The 15,190-nt window shown below is 59.6% G+C and carries 15 protein-coding genes and 1 tRNA gene; all 16 read left to right on the forward strand.

Annotation, left to right across the window (positions count from 1 at the left end):
* Positions 1–374 precede the first annotated feature (374 nt).
* The 16 genes from ACQ4V8_RS02715 (at position 375) to nuoH (ending at position 15,188) form a co-directional block, all read left to right on the forward strand.
* Positions 375–2,339, forward strand: a complete 1,965-nt coding sequence (locus ACQ4V8_RS02715) for a methyl-accepting chemotaxis protein (protein ID WP_196855835.1) — start codon at positions 375–377, stop codon at positions 2,337–2,339.
* A gap of 188 nt (positions 2,340–2,527) precedes the next feature.
* Positions 2,528–2,737 (forward strand): hypothetical protein, encoded by a 210-nt coding sequence (locus tag ACQ4V8_RS02720; RefSeq protein WP_010399740.1) that lies wholly within the window; start codon positions 2,528–2,530, stop codon positions 2,735–2,737.
* A 264-nt stretch (positions 2,738–3,001) separates the two neighbouring features.
* Entirely contained in the window at positions 3,002–3,763 is a 762-nt protein-coding gene (locus ACQ4V8_RS02725; RefSeq protein WP_010399739.1) for a GIN domain-containing protein, read from the forward strand.
* 77 nt (positions 3,764–3,840) lie between these two features.
* Entirely contained in the window at positions 3,841–4,449 is a 609-nt protein-coding gene (locus ACQ4V8_RS02730) for a tetratricopeptide repeat protein (RefSeq protein WP_010399738.1), read from the forward strand.
* Positions 4,450–4,543: 94 nt separating this feature from the next.
* Entirely contained in the window at positions 4,544–5,524 is a 981-nt protein-coding gene (locus ACQ4V8_RS02735; RefSeq protein ID WP_436570835.1) for an NAD(P)H-quinone oxidoreductase, read from the forward strand.
* Positions 5,525–5,596: 72 nt separating this feature from the next.
* Positions 5,597–6,346, forward strand: a complete 750-nt coding sequence (gene tpiA / locus ACQ4V8_RS02740) for a triose-phosphate isomerase (protein ID WP_082261078.1) — start codon at positions 5,597–5,599, stop codon at positions 6,344–6,346.
* A 28-nt stretch (positions 6,347–6,374) separates the two neighbouring features.
* Entirely contained in the window at positions 6,375–6,776 is a 402-nt protein-coding gene (gene secG, locus ACQ4V8_RS02745) for a preprotein translocase subunit SecG (RefSeq protein ID WP_010399735.1), read from the forward strand.
* A gap of 224 nt (positions 6,777–7,000) precedes the next feature.
* A tRNA-Leu gene (locus ACQ4V8_RS02750) sits at positions 7,001–7,085 on the forward strand.
* 177 nt (positions 7,086–7,262) lie between these two features.
* Positions 7,263–7,622, forward strand: coding sequence for an NADH-quinone oxidoreductase subunit A (locus ACQ4V8_RS02755; RefSeq protein ID WP_010399734.1), 360 nt, complete (start codon positions 7,263–7,265; stop codon positions 7,620–7,622).
* 3 nt (positions 7,623–7,625) lie between these two features.
* A complete protein-coding gene (locus ACQ4V8_RS02760) occupies positions 7,626–8,102 on the forward strand; it encodes a NuoB/complex I 20 kDa subunit family protein (protein WP_436570836.1) in 477 nt (158 codons plus the stop codon).
* A 17-nt stretch (positions 8,103–8,119) separates the two neighbouring features.
* Entirely contained in the window at positions 8,120–8,713 is a 594-nt protein-coding gene (locus tag ACQ4V8_RS02765) for an NADH-quinone oxidoreductase subunit C (RefSeq protein WP_010399732.1), read from the forward strand.
* Positions 8,713–9,966: an NADH-quinone oxidoreductase subunit D gene (locus tag ACQ4V8_RS02770; RefSeq protein WP_010399731.1), complete on the forward strand. Its 1,254-nt coding sequence runs from the start codon at positions 8,713–8,715 to the stop codon at positions 9,964–9,966. The genes ACQ4V8_RS02765 and ACQ4V8_RS02770 overlap by 1 nt, the downstream gene beginning before the upstream one ends.
* Positions 9,967–9,978: 12 nt before the next feature.
* Positions 9,979–10,458, forward strand: a complete 480-nt coding sequence (nuoE, locus tag ACQ4V8_RS02775) for an NADH-quinone oxidoreductase subunit NuoE (RefSeq protein ID WP_436570837.1) — start codon at positions 9,979–9,981, stop codon at positions 10,456–10,458.
* A complete protein-coding gene (gene nuoF / locus ACQ4V8_RS02780) occupies positions 10,455–11,750 on the forward strand; it encodes an NADH-quinone oxidoreductase subunit NuoF (RefSeq protein WP_010399729.1) in 1,296 nt (431 codons plus the stop codon). Before nuoE ends, nuoF begins: the two co-directional genes overlap by 4 nt.
* A gap of 22 nt (positions 11,751–11,772) precedes the next feature.
* Positions 11,773–14,106: an NADH-quinone oxidoreductase subunit NuoG gene (gene nuoG, locus ACQ4V8_RS02785; protein WP_436570838.1), complete on the forward strand. Its 2,334-nt coding sequence runs from the start codon at positions 11,773–11,775 to the stop codon at positions 14,104–14,106.
* Positions 14,106–15,188, forward strand: a complete 1,083-nt coding sequence (gene nuoH / locus ACQ4V8_RS02790; RefSeq protein WP_436570839.1) for an NADH-quinone oxidoreductase subunit NuoH — start codon at positions 14,106–14,108, stop codon at positions 15,186–15,188. The genes nuoG and nuoH overlap by 1 nt, the downstream gene beginning before the upstream one ends.
* Positions 15,189–15,190: the final 2 nt, after the last annotated feature.

Here is a 15,190-nt window from a genome sequence, read left to right on the forward strand (position 1 = left end):
AAGCCGCCAGCGCGCAAGCCCTGGCGGTTTTTTGCGTTTTGTTGGTGCGCCATCGAAGATGTGTGCACGACTCGTGCATCGATCTTGATACCAGCCGCAAGGCCCCGTTTTCTTACTTGCAGATGCAGCAGGCGCCCACGATGCGCGCTGGCCGTCGCCTTGCTGCATGTTGTCGCGTCCGGTGTTCTGGTGCCGCTGGACAATGCGCCCACGCCGGCAGCGCTGCCTGGCGCAAGCTGCGCGGTCAGATGCAGTCTATATCCGATATCAATTGTTGTTTATGAGTAATCGACTGTCGGTATTGCTTGACGATAAAATCGTATTCCCCGAGGATGGAAATGCTTTCCCGATTCCCCTTTTCTATTGGATGCCCCATGTTGTCCTCCCTTAAGGTACGGTTGATCGCCATCGCCGTTTCCATCGTCGTGCTGGCCATGCTGGCCGTTGCCATCGCCAATTTCTATACCACGCGCTCAAGCACCTTGGCCGCGCTCGACACGCAGATGCTGCAGCTGTCGCACAGCCATGCGGCGGCCATCGCCGAATGGTTGCGCTCCAAGCAAGCCACCGTGGCTTCGCTCAAGCAGGCCGCCACGGCGGCCGATCCGCTGCCGGCCTTGAAGGCGGCCGAGCAGGCGGGCACGTTTGACATGGCGTATATCGGCTATGCCGATAAACACGCGGTCTTTTCACAGGAGCGCAAGCGCGCCGCCGACTACGATCCCACGGCGCGGCCCTGGTACAAGAAGGCATCCGAATCGGGCGGTCCCATCATCACGGCGCCGTATATCGGCGCCAGCACGGGCAAGCTGGTGGTGACGTTTGCCGAGCCGCTGGGCGGCAAGGGGAGCGTGACGGGGGTGATGGCGGCTGACGTGATGATGGATGCCGTGCTGCAAAATGTGGCCTCGATCAAGCCAACCGCGTCCAGCTACGGCTTCCTCGTCGATGGCGGCGGCAAGATCATCGCCCACCCGGACGGCAAGCTGATCTTGAAGCCCTTGGCCGAGCTGGCGCCGGGCCTGAGCGCGCAGGTGCTGGGCGATATTGAAAAGAGCGGCGATGGCGGCGTCATCCGCATTGGCGAGCGCGATGGCATCTTGCACGTGAGCAAGGTGCCGGGCAGCGACTGGCTGCTCGCTACCGTGCTCGACCGCGCAGAAGCGACGCAAGCGCTCAGTTCCATGCTGCGCTCCTCGGTCTTGACGGCCTTGCTGGTGCTGGCCCTGGCCGCCGCCGTATTGAGCGCGCTGGTGGCGCGCGCCCTGCGCCGCCTGGTCCTGGTGCGCGATGCGATGGAAGCGATCGCCACCGGCGACGGCGACCTGACCAGCCGCCTCGATGCGCAAGGCGCCGATGAACTGGCGCAGATCGCCAAGGCCTTCAATTTATTCGTTGAAAAGATCTCCACTGTGCTGCTGCAGATCCGCAACATCAGCGCCATGGTGCGCAGCGAGTCGGCCGATATCGCCGCCGGCAACGCCGACCTGTCTTCGCGCACGGAAGCGCAGGCCGGTGCGCTGGAAGAAACAGCCAGTTCGATGGATGAGTTGACATCGACGGTCAGGCAGAATGCGGAAAACGCGCACACCGCCAACGAGCTGGCCGTGTCCGCTTCGGAAGTGGCGGCCAAGGGCGGCCACGTGATGCTGCAGGTGGTCGGTACCATGTCCGGCATCCAGGAAAGTTCGCGCAAGATCGTCGATATTATCGGCGTGATCGACAGTATTGCTTTCCAGACCAATATCCTGGCGCTGAACGCTGCCGTCGAGGCGGCGCGGGCGGGCGAGCAGGGCAGGGGCTTTGCCGTGGTGGCGTCAGAAGTGCGCAACTTGGCGCAGCGCTCCAGCCAGGCGGCCAGGGAAATCAAGGAATTGATCGGCGATTCGGTGGAGAAGGTGGACGCTGGCGGCCGCCTTGTCGATGAAGCGGGCCAGACCATGGATCAGGTGGTCGCTTCGGTACAGCAATTGACGACCATCATGAGTGAGATCACGGTGGCCAGCCGCGAGCAGAGTGCCGGCATTGGCGAGATCAATACGGCAGTGACCCACATGGATACCATGACGCAGCAAAACGCCGCGCTGGTCGAACAGGCGGCCGCGGCAGCAGAAAGCCTGCAGGAGCAGGCGGTGGACCTGGCGCAGGCCGTCGGCATGTTCCGCCTGGGCGATGCGGGTGTTGCTGCGGCATCCGCGCCCGTGAAGCGCCCCAAGGCCAGGCCGGCAGCGTCGGCTCCGCGCGCGCCGGCCCGTGCTCTGTCGCCGGTCAAGCCGATGTCGCCGGCCAAGCCGCTCAAGGCGGCCAAGTCCGGCGCCGACGAGTGGGAAGAGTTTTAAGCGCGCCGCAGTTGTGATGCAGATCGGCGACGTGGATAGGCAATGTTGATGCGCCACTTTCATCCGCGTTTTTGTCAGGCCAGCCTGCCAAAAGTGCAGTTCGTCGCAATCGGCGTGTAGGCCGGGGGCGGTATGGCTATAGTGACACCATACCGCAAGCCCACTGCCAGACACCCGAGGAGAACATCATGAACGTCGCTAAAAACATGGAAATCATTGCCGTTGCCGCCGCCATCGTGCTCAGCATCAGCTGCTACGCCATCGCCCCGGCCGCTCCCGCCCTGCAAGTGGCAAGCTCGACGGCCAGCGTGCCCGCAGTGCATGGCAAGGCCAGCATGCCGGTGGTCTTGGTCAAGGCCAAGCGTCTGAGCGCCGCAGAAAAATCACGTTTCGCATAAGGCCGCGAGCAACCTCTGTTGCACGTTGCACGTTGCACGTTGCTCGTTGCAGGTCGCGCTCACCGATGCGCTCTGTGCCTGCCGCAATTCTGCTTGCCTGCCCTGGTGCGATGCCGGGCCCCGCTGCTGTGGGCGACGATACTATGCGGCGTCAAAATCATTGTCAGCAATTTTTGGCGCTGCTACAGTGCTGCTGCGCGAGCAAGGCGGGCGCCCCTGGCTGGCGGCCAGACAGATAAAAACAAGATACCGAGGATGCACTAGATGAAAAAGACATTGCAATTGGCACTGCTGTTCCTGGCCACACTGGGCCTGGTCCGCGGCGCGGTCGCCGAGACGCGTTTGCTGGAAATGCGCAACATCGACGCCCGCGTGGTGCGCGTCAAGCTCGATGGCGTGATGGAAGTGCGCATACGCCAAGGTAACGTGCCTTCGCTGAGCATCACGGCCGACAAGCGCTACATCGCCGATGTCAGCACGGTGCAAAGTGGCGATACCCTGCACATCGAGACGGCAGTGCGTGGCTTCAAGATATCGCCCGCAGCGATACGCGCCGAACTGGTCCTGCCGAACTTGCGCGAACTGAGCTCGGAAGGCTTTGGCAGCACCGACATCAGCGGTTTCAAGGGCGAGGAGCTAACGCTGTCGCTGGAAGGGGCGGGCAGCATCAAGCTGGTGGGCGACTACCGCAAGCTCGATGCCAGCCTGGGCGGCGTGGGCAGCATGCAGCTCTGGGTTGGTAATAATGAGCGGGCCGAGCTGGATTTGCAGGGTGCGGGCTCGGTGGTGTTGGGTGGGCGCGGGCGCCTCCTGAAGGCCAGCCTGGGCGGACTGGGTAGTCTGAATGCGCAGCAGTTCGAAGCGGACGCCGTCAACCTCGAATTGAGCGGCCTCGGCAATGCCACGGTGCATGCCCATACGCATGCCAAGCTGAGCTTGAGCGGACTCGGTTCGGTGGTGGTGTACGGCAAGCCAGCCAACCGCGATGTCAGCGTCGATGGCTTGGGTAAAGTCAGCTGGAAATAAAAGCATCCTGCCGCAGGTGTTATAGGTAGGAAAAATTCGCAGGAAAAGAATAAGTAGTCAGACCACATCCCATTCCGATGAAAAAACTGATCATTACATTACTCATGCTGTTGACGATACAGCTACCCGCGCGGGCCGGCTTCGTCGAAGGCGCCAGCGCCTACAACAACAAGAATTACGCGCTGGCCCACAAGGAAATAGTACCCCTTGCGAAGATTGGCAATGCCGACGCGCAGCATTTGCTGGGTTTGATGTATTACATGGGGCGCGGCTTGCCGCAGGATTACAGGCAAGCCATGTTTTGGCACCGCAAGGCGGCCGAGCAGGGCAAGGCCGATGCCCAGTATGTGGTGGGCGCCATGTATTACACGGGTAACGCCGTACTGCAAGACCATAATCAGGCCGTCAGCTGGTTCCGCAAGGCGGCCGAACAAAATCATGCGCAGGCGCAGCAGGTGCTGGGACTGATGTATCGCTACCACATCGGTGGCGTGCAGCAGGACAACGTCATCGCCTACATGTTGTGGAACTTGGCAGCGGCAAATGGCAACGCCAATGCGGCCGACCAGCGCGCCGCCGTGTTGCGCAAGATGACGCATGAGCAAGTCGAGGAAGGTCAGGCCCTGTCGGCGCAGTGGAAGCCGGGCACGCCCTTGCCGCGCCAGTCGAAGACGGGTGCCGGCTGACGCGCAGCCTGCCGCAAGTGGTGGCCGCAAGAGGTGGCTGCAACGGTTGGTGGCTTGGCGTACAATCGGCGTTTTTCCTTGAGAGAGTCGCCCCATGCGCGCAGTTGCCATCAGCCAGCCAGGTCCCGCCGACGTTTTGCAGATCACGCAACGTCCCATGCCGCAATTTAAAGCGGGCGAGCTGCTCATTAAGGTGCACGCGGCCGGCATTAACCGTCCCGACGTGTTGCAGCGCCTGGGGAAATATGCGCCGCCGGCCGGCGCATCCGACTTGCCGGGCCTGGAAGTGGCCGGTGAAGTCGTCGATGGCGATTTTGCCAATACCGGATGGCAGAAGGGCGACCTGGTCTGCGCCCTGGTGCAGGGTGGCGGCTATGCCGAATACTGTGCCGCCCCAAGCGGGCAATGCCTGCCCTTGCCGCACGGCTTGACGGCGCTCGAAGGCGCGTCCCTGCCGGAAAACTTCTTTACCGTCTGGAGCAATGTCTTCGACCGCTGTGCGCTGGCCGAGGGTGAAACCTTGCTGGTGCAGGGCGGCACGTCCGGCATCGGCGTGGCGGCAATTCAATTGGCGGCCGCGCTCGGTCACCGCGTGTTCGCCACGGCCGGCAGCGATGAAAAGGCGCGCGCCTGCGAGGCGCTGGGCGCCGAACGGGGCATCAATTACCGCACGGAAGATTTCGTTGCCATCGTCAAGCAACTGACGGCAGGCCGTGGTGTGGATGTCATCCTCGACATGGTGGGAGGCGATTACTTGCCGCGCGAAATCGATTGTCTTGCCGACGATGGTCGCATCGGCCTGATTGCCGTGCAGGGCGGCAGCAAGGCTACCGTCGACCTGGGGCAAGTGCTGCGCCGCCGCCTCAGTATCAGCGGTTCGACCTTGCGCCCCCGTTCCGTGGCCTTCAAGGCTGCCATCGCGAAGCACCTGCGCACGACTGTCTGGCCGCTGATCGAGGCGGGCAAGATCAAACCGGTGATCTATCAAACTTTCCCACTCGAAAAAGCCGGCGAAGCGCATGCCTTGATGGAATCGAGCACGCACGTGGGCAAGATCATGCTGCAAGTTGCCTGAAACGTGGCACTGCCTGTTTGACCGGCCTCGGTGCCGGAGTTAGAATGACGGGTTATTAGAATTTAGGCTACTATGCGTCGCAAACTCGTCGTCGGAAATTGGAAAATGAACGGCAGTCGCACCTCGAACGCGGTGTTATTGTCTGAAATAGTTGCTGGTCTGGCTGCCTCTGGCGCCGCCAGCGCCGTCTGCGTGCCTGCGCCGTATCTGGCGCAGTGCCAGGCGCAATTGGCAGGCTCGGCGCTTGGCTGGGGCGCGCAGGATGTATCTGCGCATGCCAGTGGTGCATACACGGGAGAAATCTCGGCCGCCATGCTGCAAGATTTTGCTTGCGGTTATGTGGTGATCGGGCATTCCGAGCGTCGTGCCTACCATGGCGAGAGCGATGCGCAGGTGGCGGCCAAGACGCTAGCCGCGCTGGCGGCAGGCATCACGCCTATCGTTTGCATAGGCGAGACCCTGGCGCAGCGCGAAGCGGGCCAGACCGACGCCGTCGTGGCGCAGCAATTGGGCGCCGTGCTGGCGGCCATTTCCGTCGCCGACGTGGCGAAACTGGTGCTGGCGTATGAGCCGGTGTGGGCCATTGGTACTGGCAAGACGGCCACGCCGCAAATGGCGCAGGACGTGCATCAGGTGTTGCGCGGCCAGTTGGCGGTAAAGAATGCGGTAGCGGCGGCCGGCGTGCAGATCTTGTACGGCGGCAGCATGAAGCCGGAGAACGCGAAAGAATTGATGGCAATGCCGGATATTGATGGCGGTCTGATCGGTGGGGCAGCATTGAAGGCGGCGGATTTCCTGGCAATTATTCACGCCGTTGATTGAATTAATTTAAACTAAGAATGGAATTGCAATGAACATGATGTTCAATCTGGTAGTGGTAGTACAGGTTATTTCCGCATTGTCGATTATCGCGCTGGTGTTGCTGCAGCACGGCAAGGGTGCCGACATGGGTGCTGCCTTCGGTTCGGGCGCCTCGGGCAGCCTGTTCGGTGCGACGGGTTCATCGAACTTTATGTCGAAATCGACCGGTGTCGCTGCCGCGATTTTCTTCGGCGCCACGCTGGCCCTGTCGCTGATGGCCAATCAGCGCGCCACCACGGTCGGTGGCGGCGTGATGGATAAAGTCGTCAAGCCAGTGCCAGTCACCGGCGCCGGTGCCATCCCGACGACGCTGCCTGCAGCGCCGGCGGCCAGCGCTCCAGCAGCGGCAGCCCCGGTTGCCAGCACGCCGGCAGGCGCGATTCCGAAGTAATTGGATAGTAACTGCGTAGTAACTGCGTAGTTGCTACGTAGTATCTCGATACCTCGTCGAGAGTAATTCTCATTACGGGCAGATAATTGCTCAATGTTTTAGCAGCGCGGCAGGAAAAAGTCGTGACGCGCTGGAAGATGTAAAAATTTATCGTTTTTATCTGTGTTTTAATGCATTTGTGCATTAACTTTAGCGGCAAAGCAGAGTAGAATACGGGCCTTACCGCCGACGTGGTGAAATTGGTAGACACGCTATCTTGAGGGGGTAGTGGCGCAAGCTGTACGAGTTCGAGTCTCGTCGTCGGCACCAGAAATCAGAAGCCAGCAACGGCGCACGAGCCATGGCTCGTACAAAGTTGCTGGCTTTTTTTACGAGGATGTGTCGTTCGATCCTGGTCTTAGCTTTGATTGGGGTCGTGCGTTAGAATACGCTGCAGTGATCGCAGCGTCCTCATTTAACCGATCGTTCAATATAAGCTTATCAATCGTGAACCTCGAAAACTACTTCCCCGTCCTGCTGTTCATTATTATCGGCCTTGGTGTCGGTATCGCGCCCCAGCTCCTGGGACGCCTGTTAGGTCCTAACAAACCTGACGCAGCAAAACTCTCCCCGTACGAATGTGGCTTTGAAGCATTCGAAGACGCGCGCATGAAATTCGATGTGCGCTACTACCTGGTCGCAATCCTGTTTATTTTGTTCGATCTGGAAACAGCATTCTTTTTCCCATGGGGCGTTGCAATGCGCGACCTGGGTTGGGCCGGTTTCGTCACGATGATGGTGTTCATCGCTGAATTCGTGGTCGGATTTTGGTACATTTGGAAGAAAGGTGCCCTTGATTGGGAATAAGCCATGGCTATTGAAGGCGTATTAAGCGAAGGTTTCATCACCACCTCGGCAGACAAGCTGATCAACTGGGCGCGCACCGGGTCTATGTTCCCGATGACGTTTGGTTTGGCCTGCTGTGCGGTCGAAATGATGCATGTGGGCGCAGCCCGCTACGATATGGACCGTTTCGGCGTCGTGTTTCGTCCGTCGCCGCGTCAGTCTGACGTCATGATCGTTGCCGGCACCCTGTGCAACAAGATGGCGCCGGCCTTGCGCAAGGTCTACGACCAGATGGCAGAGCCACGCTGGGTCATCTCGATGGGTTCCTGCGCCAATGGCGGCGGGTACTACCATTACTCCTACTCTGTGGTGCGTGGTTGCGACCGCATCGTGCCCGTCGACGTGTATGTGCCTGGCTGTCCTCCGACCGCTGAAGCCTTGCTGTACGGTATCATGCAGTTGCAGAACAAGATCAAGCGTATCAGCACGATCGCACGCTAACCGGGGCGCTCCAGATTATGACAACACATTTAGAAGTATTGCAAATCGCCCTCGGCACTGCCCTGGGCGATCGCGTTAGCACAACTGTTGCGCTGGGCGAAGTCACCTTGGTCGTCAAGGCCGAAGACTACTTGGCCGTGATGCAGACCTTGCGCGACGATCCGAGCCTGCATTTCGAGCAATTGCTCGATTTGTGCGGCGTCGACTACTCGACCTATGGCGATGGTAGCTGGGACGGCCTGCGTTTTGCGGCCGTTTCGCACTTGCTGTCGGTCAAGCACAACTGGCGCGTGCGCGTGCGCGTGTTCGCGCCCGACGACGACATGCCGCTGCTGCCGTCCGTGGTGAATATTTGGCGTGCCGTCAACTGGTATGAGCGCGAAGCGTTCGACTTGTTGGGTATCCTCTTCGAAGGCCACAACGACTTGCGCCGCCTGCTGACCGATTATGGTTTCATCGGCCACCCGTTCCGCAAGGATTTCCCCGTCTCCGGCTATGTCGAGATGCGCTACGATCCGGAACAAAAGCGCGTGATTTACCAGCCCGTGACGATCGAGCCGCGGGAAAACGTGCCGCGCGTGATCCGCGAAGAACATTACGGGATGAAATAATGGCTGAGATTAAGAACTACACCCTGAACTTTGGGCCACAGCATCCGGCCGCGCACGGCGTGCTGCGCCTGGTGCTGGAGATGGATGGCGAAGTCATCCAGCGCGCCGACCCGCATATCGGCCTGCTGCACCGCGCCACCGAAAAGCTGGCCGAGCAAAAGACCTATCTGCAATCCGTGCCTTACATGGACCGTCTCGACTATGTGTCGATGATGTGCAATGAGCACGCGTACGTGATGGCAATCGAAAAGATGCTGGGCCTGGAAGTGCCGCTGCGCGCGCAATACATCCGCGTCATGTTCGACGAGATGACGCGCATCCTGAATCACCTGATGTGGCTCGGTACCCACGCGCTGGACGTTGGCGCCATGGGGCCGTTCCTATATTGCTTCCGCGACCGCGAAGACTTGTTTGACGCCTACGAGGCAGTGTCGGGCGCGCGCATGCACGCCGCTTACTACCGTCCTGGTGGCGTGTACCGCGACTTGCCGGACGCGATGCCGCAGCACAAGGCCTCGATCATCCGCAACGCCAAGGCCATTTCCAAGCTCAACGAAAACCGCCAGGGTTCCCTGCTGGACTTCATTGAAGATTTCGCGCGCCGTTTCCCCAATTCCGTGGACGAGTACGAAACCTTGTTGACCGACAATCGTATCTGGAAGCAGCGCACCGTCGGCATCGGCGTGGTCTCGCCCGAAGATGCGCTGGCCATGGGCTTCACGGGCGCCATGCTGCGCGGTTCTGGCGTGCAGTGGGATTTGCGCAAGAAACAGCCGTACGAAGTGTACGACTTGATGGATTTCGACATTCCTATCGGTACCAACGGCGATTGCTACGACCGCTACCTGGTCCGCGTGGAAGAGTTGCGCCAGTCGAACCGTATCATCAAGCAATGCGTGGAGTGGCTGCGCAACAATGAAGGTCCTGTCATGACCAGCAACCGCAAGGTGGCGCCTCCGGGCCGCGTCGACATGAAGACCAACATGGAGTCCTTGATTCACCACTTCAAGCTGTTTACCGAAGGTTTCCACGTGCCGCCAGGCGAGGCTTACAGCGCCGTGGAACACCCGAAGGGCGAGTTCGGTGTCTACCTGGTGTCCGATGGCGCCAACAAGCCGTACCGCATGAAACTGCGCGCGCCAGACTACGCTCACTTGCAGTCGCTCGACGAGATGGCGCGTGGGCACATGCTTGCCGACGCCGTGACCATCATCGGGACGCAAGATATCGTGTTCGGCAGTATTGACCGCTAAGAGGCAAAAAGTATGTTGTTATCAGAGCAATGCTATAAAAAAATTGACCGCGAGTTGGCCAAGTACCCGGCTGACCAGCGTCAGTCGGCTGTCATGGCCGCGCTGGCCCATGCCCAGGATGAACTGGGCTGGTTGGCGCCGGAAACCATGAAGGAACTGGCCGAATACATCCGCATGCCGGTCATTGCCGTGCAGGAGGTAGCCACGTTCTACAATATGTACAACGTGAAACCCGTGGGCAAGCACAAGATCACCGTGTGCACCAACCTGCCATGCGCCCTGTCGGGCGGCGTGCGCGCTGCAGAGTACCTGAAGCAGAAATTGGGTATCGATTTCCGCGAAACCACCGCTGATGGCCAGTTCACCCTGGTTGAGGGCGAGTGCATGGGCGCTTGCGGCGATGCGCCTGTCTTGCTGGTCAGTAATAAAACCATGTGCAGCTGGATGTCGAACGAAAAAATCGACGCCATGCTGGAGGAACTCAAGAAATGACGTCACTCCACAATCGCCATATCGATCCATTGATCCTCAAGGATCTGGATGGTAAAAACTGGCATTTGCAAGATTATGTGAACCGCGGCGGTTATTCGGCCCTGCGGCGTATCCTGGAAGAGAAAATCACGCCGGAACAGATCATCGCCGACCTCAAGGCTTCGTCCTTGCGCGGCCGTGGCGGCGCAGGTTTTCCTACCGGCTTGAAGTGGAGCTTCATGCCGCGCCAGTTCCCGGGCCAAAAATACCTCGTCTGCAATACAGATGAAGGCGAACCCGGTACTTTCAAGGACCGCGACATCATTCGTTACAATCCCCATGCGCTGATCGAAGGCATGGCCATTGGCGCTTATGCGATGGGCATCACCGTCGGCTACAACTATATTCACGGTGAAATCTTCCAGGAATACCTGCGTTTCGAAGAAGCGCTGGAAGAGGCGCGTGCCGCCGGTTTCCTGGGCGACAAGATCATGGGTAGCGAGTTCTCGTTCCAGTTGCATGCGCACCATGGTTATGGCGCCTACATCTGCGGCGAAGAAACGGCCTTGCTGGAGTCCCTGGAAGGCAAGAAAGGCCAGCCGCGCTTCAAGCCGCCTTTCCCTGCCTCGTTTGGTTTGTACGGCAAGCCGACGACGATCAACAACACGGAAACCTTCGCCGCCGTGCCATTCGTGCTGAACATCGGCCCAGAGAAATATCTGGCGATGGGCAAGCCCAATAACGGTGGTTCAAAGATCTTCTCGATCTCGGGCGACGTGGAAAAACCGGGCAACTACGAAGTGCCGCTCGGCACCCCGTTCGCCACACTGCTGGAACTGGCAGGTGGCATGCGCGGTGGCAAAAAGATCAAGGCCGTGATCCCTGGCGGCTCGTCCGCGCCGGTGATCCGCGGCGACATCATGATGCAGACCGACCTGGACTACGACTCGATCGCCAAAGCCGGCTCGATGTTGGGTTCGGGTGCCGTCATCGTGATGGATGAAACACGCTGCATGGTGAAGGCGCTGGAACGCCTGTCCTACTTCTACTTTGAAGAATCGTGCGGCCAGTGTACGCCTTGCCGTGAAGGCACAGGCTGGATGTACCGCATGGTGCATCGCATCGAGCAAGGGCAGGGTCGTCCAGACGACCTCGATATGCTCAACTCGATCGCCGACAACATCCAGGGCCGCACCATTTGCGCGCTGGGCGATGCGGCTGCCATGCCGGTACGGGCCTTCATTAAGAATTTCCGTGAAGAATTTGAATATCATATCGAGCACAAGCATTGCTTAGTGCCCGCATATATCTAAGCTGCGTCAGGTAACGATCACCATGGTTGAAATCGAAATAGACGGCAAAAAAGTCGAAGTCCCTGCTGGTAGCATGGTGATGGACGCCGCCAACAAATTGGGAACCTACATTCCGCACTTCTGCTATCACAAGAAATTGTCGATTGCAGCGAACTGCCGCATGTGCCTGGTCGAAGTGGAAAAGGCGCCCAAGCCTTTGCCCGCTTGTGCGACCCCGGTCAGTGCCGGCATGATCGTGCGCTCCGCCAGCGATAAAGCTGTGCAGGCGCAAAAGTCGGTCATGGAATTCTTGCTCATTAACCACCCGCTCGATTGCCCTATCTGCGATCAGGGCGGCGAATGCCAGTTGCAAGACTTGGCTGTGGGCTACGGCAAGAGCGAATCGCGCTACAAGGAAGACAAGCGCGTGGTGCAGCCCAAGGAAGCCGGTCCGCTGGTGTCCATGCAGGAAATGTCGCGCTGCATCCAGTGCACCCGCTGCGTACGCTTTGGCCAAGAAGTGGCCGGCGTGATGGAGTTGGGCATGATCGGCCGCGGCGAACACTCGGAAATCGTCTCGTTTGTCGGCCAGACGGTCGACTCCGAACTGTCGGGCAATATGATCGACCTGTGCCCGGTCGGCGCACTGACCTCGAAGCCGTTCCGCTACAGCGCCCGTACATGGGAACTGTCGCGCCGCAAATCGGTCAGCCCGCACGACGGCCTGGGTAGCAACCTGATCGTGCAAGTGAAAGCTGGCAAGGTCAAGCGCGTATTGCCACTCGAAAACGAAGCCGTCAACGAGTGCTGGATCTCGGACAAGGACCGTTTCTCGTACGATGCGCTCGACAGTGCCGAACGCCTGACTTCGCCGATGCTGAAACAAGGCAATGAGTGGAAAGAAGTCGATTGGCAAACGGCGTTGGAATACGTGGCGCACGGTTTGAAAAATATCAAGCACGAGCATGGCGCTGACGCCATCGCCGCGCTGGCCACTGCGCATTCGACGGTAGAAGAGCTGGTCCTGCTGCAAAAAGTCGCGCACGGCCTCGGTAGCGAGAACGTCGACTTCCGCCTGCGCCAGACCGATTTCGCGCTCGACGCCAGTGTGAAACCATGGTTGGGCATGCCGATCAGCGAATTTGGCCAGATCAAGCGCGCCTTCGTCATCGGTTCGTTCCTGCGCAAGGATCATCCCTTGCTGGCCACGCGTTTGCGCGCCTCGGTCAAGGGCGGCGGCAAGCTGTCGATCCTGCACGCTTGCGACGATGATCAGCTGATCACCATCGCCAACAAGATGATTGTCGCGCCTAGCGATTGGCTGGCGGCCTTGTCGGAAATCGTCGTCGCTGTTGCCAAAGCGAAAGATATCGCCGCGCCTAACGGTTTTGAAGCGGTCATCGCCTCGGACGTGGCGGTCGCCATCGCCGCCAGCCTGATGGCTGGCGACCATGGCGCCGTGCTGCTGGGTAATGCGGCAACGCAACACCCGCAAGCGTCGCAACTGCATGCTGCCGCGCAATGGATCGCCGAACAGACGGGCGCCAAGCTCGGTTACCTGACGGAAGCTGCCAACACGGTAGGTGCGCATCTGGTCGCCAAGGCGCAAGCCAAGGCACAAGCTGCCTTTACCGTGCCGAAGAAAGCTTACGTGCTGCTGCACGCCGAGCCGGAATTGGATAGCGCCAATCCACAAGCGGCCCGCGCCGCCCTCGATAGCGCCGAGATGGTCGTGGCGATGTCGGCCTTCAAGCATGGCATGGATTACGCCGATGTCTTGCTGCCGATCGCGCCGTTTGCCGAAACCTCGGGGACGTTTGTGAACTGCGAAGGCCGTGCGCAAAGTTTCAATGGCAGCGTCAAACCGCTGGCCGAAACGCGTCCAGCCTGGAAAGTGCTGCGCGTCCTGGGCAACATCCTGGGCCTGGCCGGTTTCGACTACGACACCTCCGAAGCGATCCGCGACGAAGCGTTTGGCGCCGGCGTGACCGATTTGTCGGCACAGCTGAACAATGTGGCCAAGAACGCGCCGGAAGCGGCGACGTACGCACCGGCTTCACCAAAGCTGCAACGCATCGCCGACGTGCCGATCTACTTCGCCGACGCGCTGGTACGCCGCTCCGAACCGTTGCAACGCACGGTCGATGGCGCTGCGCCACAAGCCCATTTATCGGCCGAACTGGCTGGCAAGCTGGGCATCAAGGCGGGCGACAAGGTCAAAGTGGCGCAAGGCTCCGGCAGCGCCATCCTGGTGGCGGCACTCCATGCCGGCCTGCCAGCCAATGTGGTCAAAGTGTCGGCGGCGCATGCCTCGACGGCCAGCCTGGGCGGCATGTTCGGTGACATCACAGTTGAAACAGCAGAGGGGAAAATCTGATGGCTCTGCCTGAATTTGTAAACGTCATCAACAGCAGCGGCCAGGATTTGCTGGGCGGCTCCTGGCCGTTCCTCTGGACGCTGATCAAGATCTTGTGCGTGCTGTTGCCGCTGATGGGTCTGGTTGCTTACCTGACCTTGTGGGAACGCAAGCTGATCGGCTGGATCCAGATCCGCGTCGGCCCGAACCGCGTGGGTCCATTGGGCTTGCTGCAGCCGATCGCCGATGCGCTGAAACTCTTGTTCAAAGAGATCATCATCCCATCCAAGGCCGCCAAGGGCTTGTTTGTGATCGGCCCGATCATGACCATCATGCCGGCCTTGGCCGCCTGGTCGGTCGTGCCGTTCGGCCCGCAAGCCGTACTGGCCAACGTCAACGCAGGCTTGCTGATGCTGCTGGCGATTACCTCGATGGAAGTCTATGGCATCATCATCGCCGGCTGGGCTTCGAACTCGAAGTATTCGTTCATGGGCGCCATGCGTGCTTCGGCACAGATGATTTCGTATGAAATTCCGATGGGCTTCGTGATGGTCATCGTGTTGATGGTTTCAGGCAGCCTGAACTTCATCGATATCGTTGGCGGCCAGCAAATCGGCTTCTTCGCCGACAAGGGCGTCAACTTCCTGTCGTGGAACTGGTTGCCGCTGCTGCCGATGTTCGTCATTTATCTGGTGTCGGGCCTGGCTGAAGCCAACCGTCACCCGTTTGACGTCGTCGAAGGCGAGTCGGAAATCGTCGCCGGCCACATGGTCGAGTACTCGGGTATGGCCTACGCCATGTTCATGCTGGCCGAATACGCCAACATGATACTGATCGCTGCACTGGCTTCGATCATGTTCCTCGGTGGTTGGTCCGCACCATTTGCTTTCCTTGAGTTCTGGGGTGGTTTCGGCGGTTTCTTCTGGTTGTTCGCCAAGACCTTCTTCATCGTCTCGGTGTTCATCTGGGTGCGCGGTACTTTCCCACGCTATCGTTATGACCAGATCATGCGCCTCGGCTGGAAAGTGTTTATCCCGTTGACGCTGGTCTACCTGGTCTTCATCGCTGCCTGGATGCAGACATCCTGGAATATTTGGAAGTAAGA

The organism is Janthinobacterium paucivorans (genome assembly GCF_051380805.1).
Taxonomy (GTDB): Bacteria; Pseudomonadota; Gammaproteobacteria; order Burkholderiales; family Burkholderiaceae_D; genus Janthinobacterium; species Janthinobacterium lividum_D.

Excerpts from the sequence above, each read along its gene's own strand:
- ACQ4V8_RS02715 (WP_196855835.1), top strand. The coding sequence starts at position 375 with ATGTTGTCCTCCCTTAAGGTACGGTTGATCGCCATCGCCGTTTCCATC.
- ACQ4V8_RS02720 (WP_010399740.1), top strand. The coding sequence starts at position 2,528 with ATGAACGTCGCTAAAAACATGGAAATCATTGCCGTTGCCGCCGCCATC.
- ACQ4V8_RS02725 (WP_010399739.1), top strand. The coding sequence starts at position 3,002 with ATGAAAAAGACATTGCAATTGGCACTGCTGTTCCTGGCCACACTGGGC.
- ACQ4V8_RS02730 (WP_010399738.1), top strand. The coding sequence starts at position 3,841 with ATGAAAAAACTGATCATTACATTACTCATGCTGTTGACGATACAGCTA.
- ACQ4V8_RS02735 (WP_436570835.1), top strand. The coding sequence starts at position 4,544 with ATGCGCGCAGTTGCCATCAGCCAGCCAGGTCCCGCCGACGTTTTGCAG.
- tpiA (WP_082261078.1), top strand. The coding sequence starts at position 5,597 with ATGCGTCGCAAACTCGTCGTCGGAAATTGGAAAATGAACGGCAGTCGC.
- secG (WP_010399735.1), top strand. The coding sequence starts at position 6,375 with ATGAACATGATGTTCAATCTGGTAGTGGTAGTACAGGTTATTTCCGCA.
- ACQ4V8_RS02760 (WP_436570836.1), top strand. The coding sequence starts at position 7,626 with ATGGCTATTGAAGGCGTATTAAGCGAAGGTTTCATCACCACCTCGGCA.
- ACQ4V8_RS02765 (WP_010399732.1), top strand. The coding sequence starts at position 8,120 with ATGACAACACATTTAGAAGTATTGCAAATCGCCCTCGGCACTGCCCTG.
- ACQ4V8_RS02770 (WP_010399731.1), top strand. The coding sequence starts at position 8,713 with ATGGCTGAGATTAAGAACTACACCCTGAACTTTGGGCCACAGCATCCG.
- nuoE (WP_436570837.1), top strand. The coding sequence starts at position 9,979 with ATGTTGTTATCAGAGCAATGCTATAAAAAAATTGACCGCGAGTTGGCC.
- nuoF (WP_010399729.1), top strand. The coding sequence starts at position 10,455 with ATGACGTCACTCCACAATCGCCATATCGATCCATTGATCCTCAAGGAT.
- nuoG (WP_436570838.1), top strand. The coding sequence starts at position 11,773 with ATGGTTGAAATCGAAATAGACGGCAAAAAAGTCGAAGTCCCTGCTGGT.
- nuoH (WP_436570839.1), top strand. The coding sequence starts at position 14,106 with ATGGCTCTGCCTGAATTTGTAAACGTCATCAACAGCAGCGGCCAGGAT.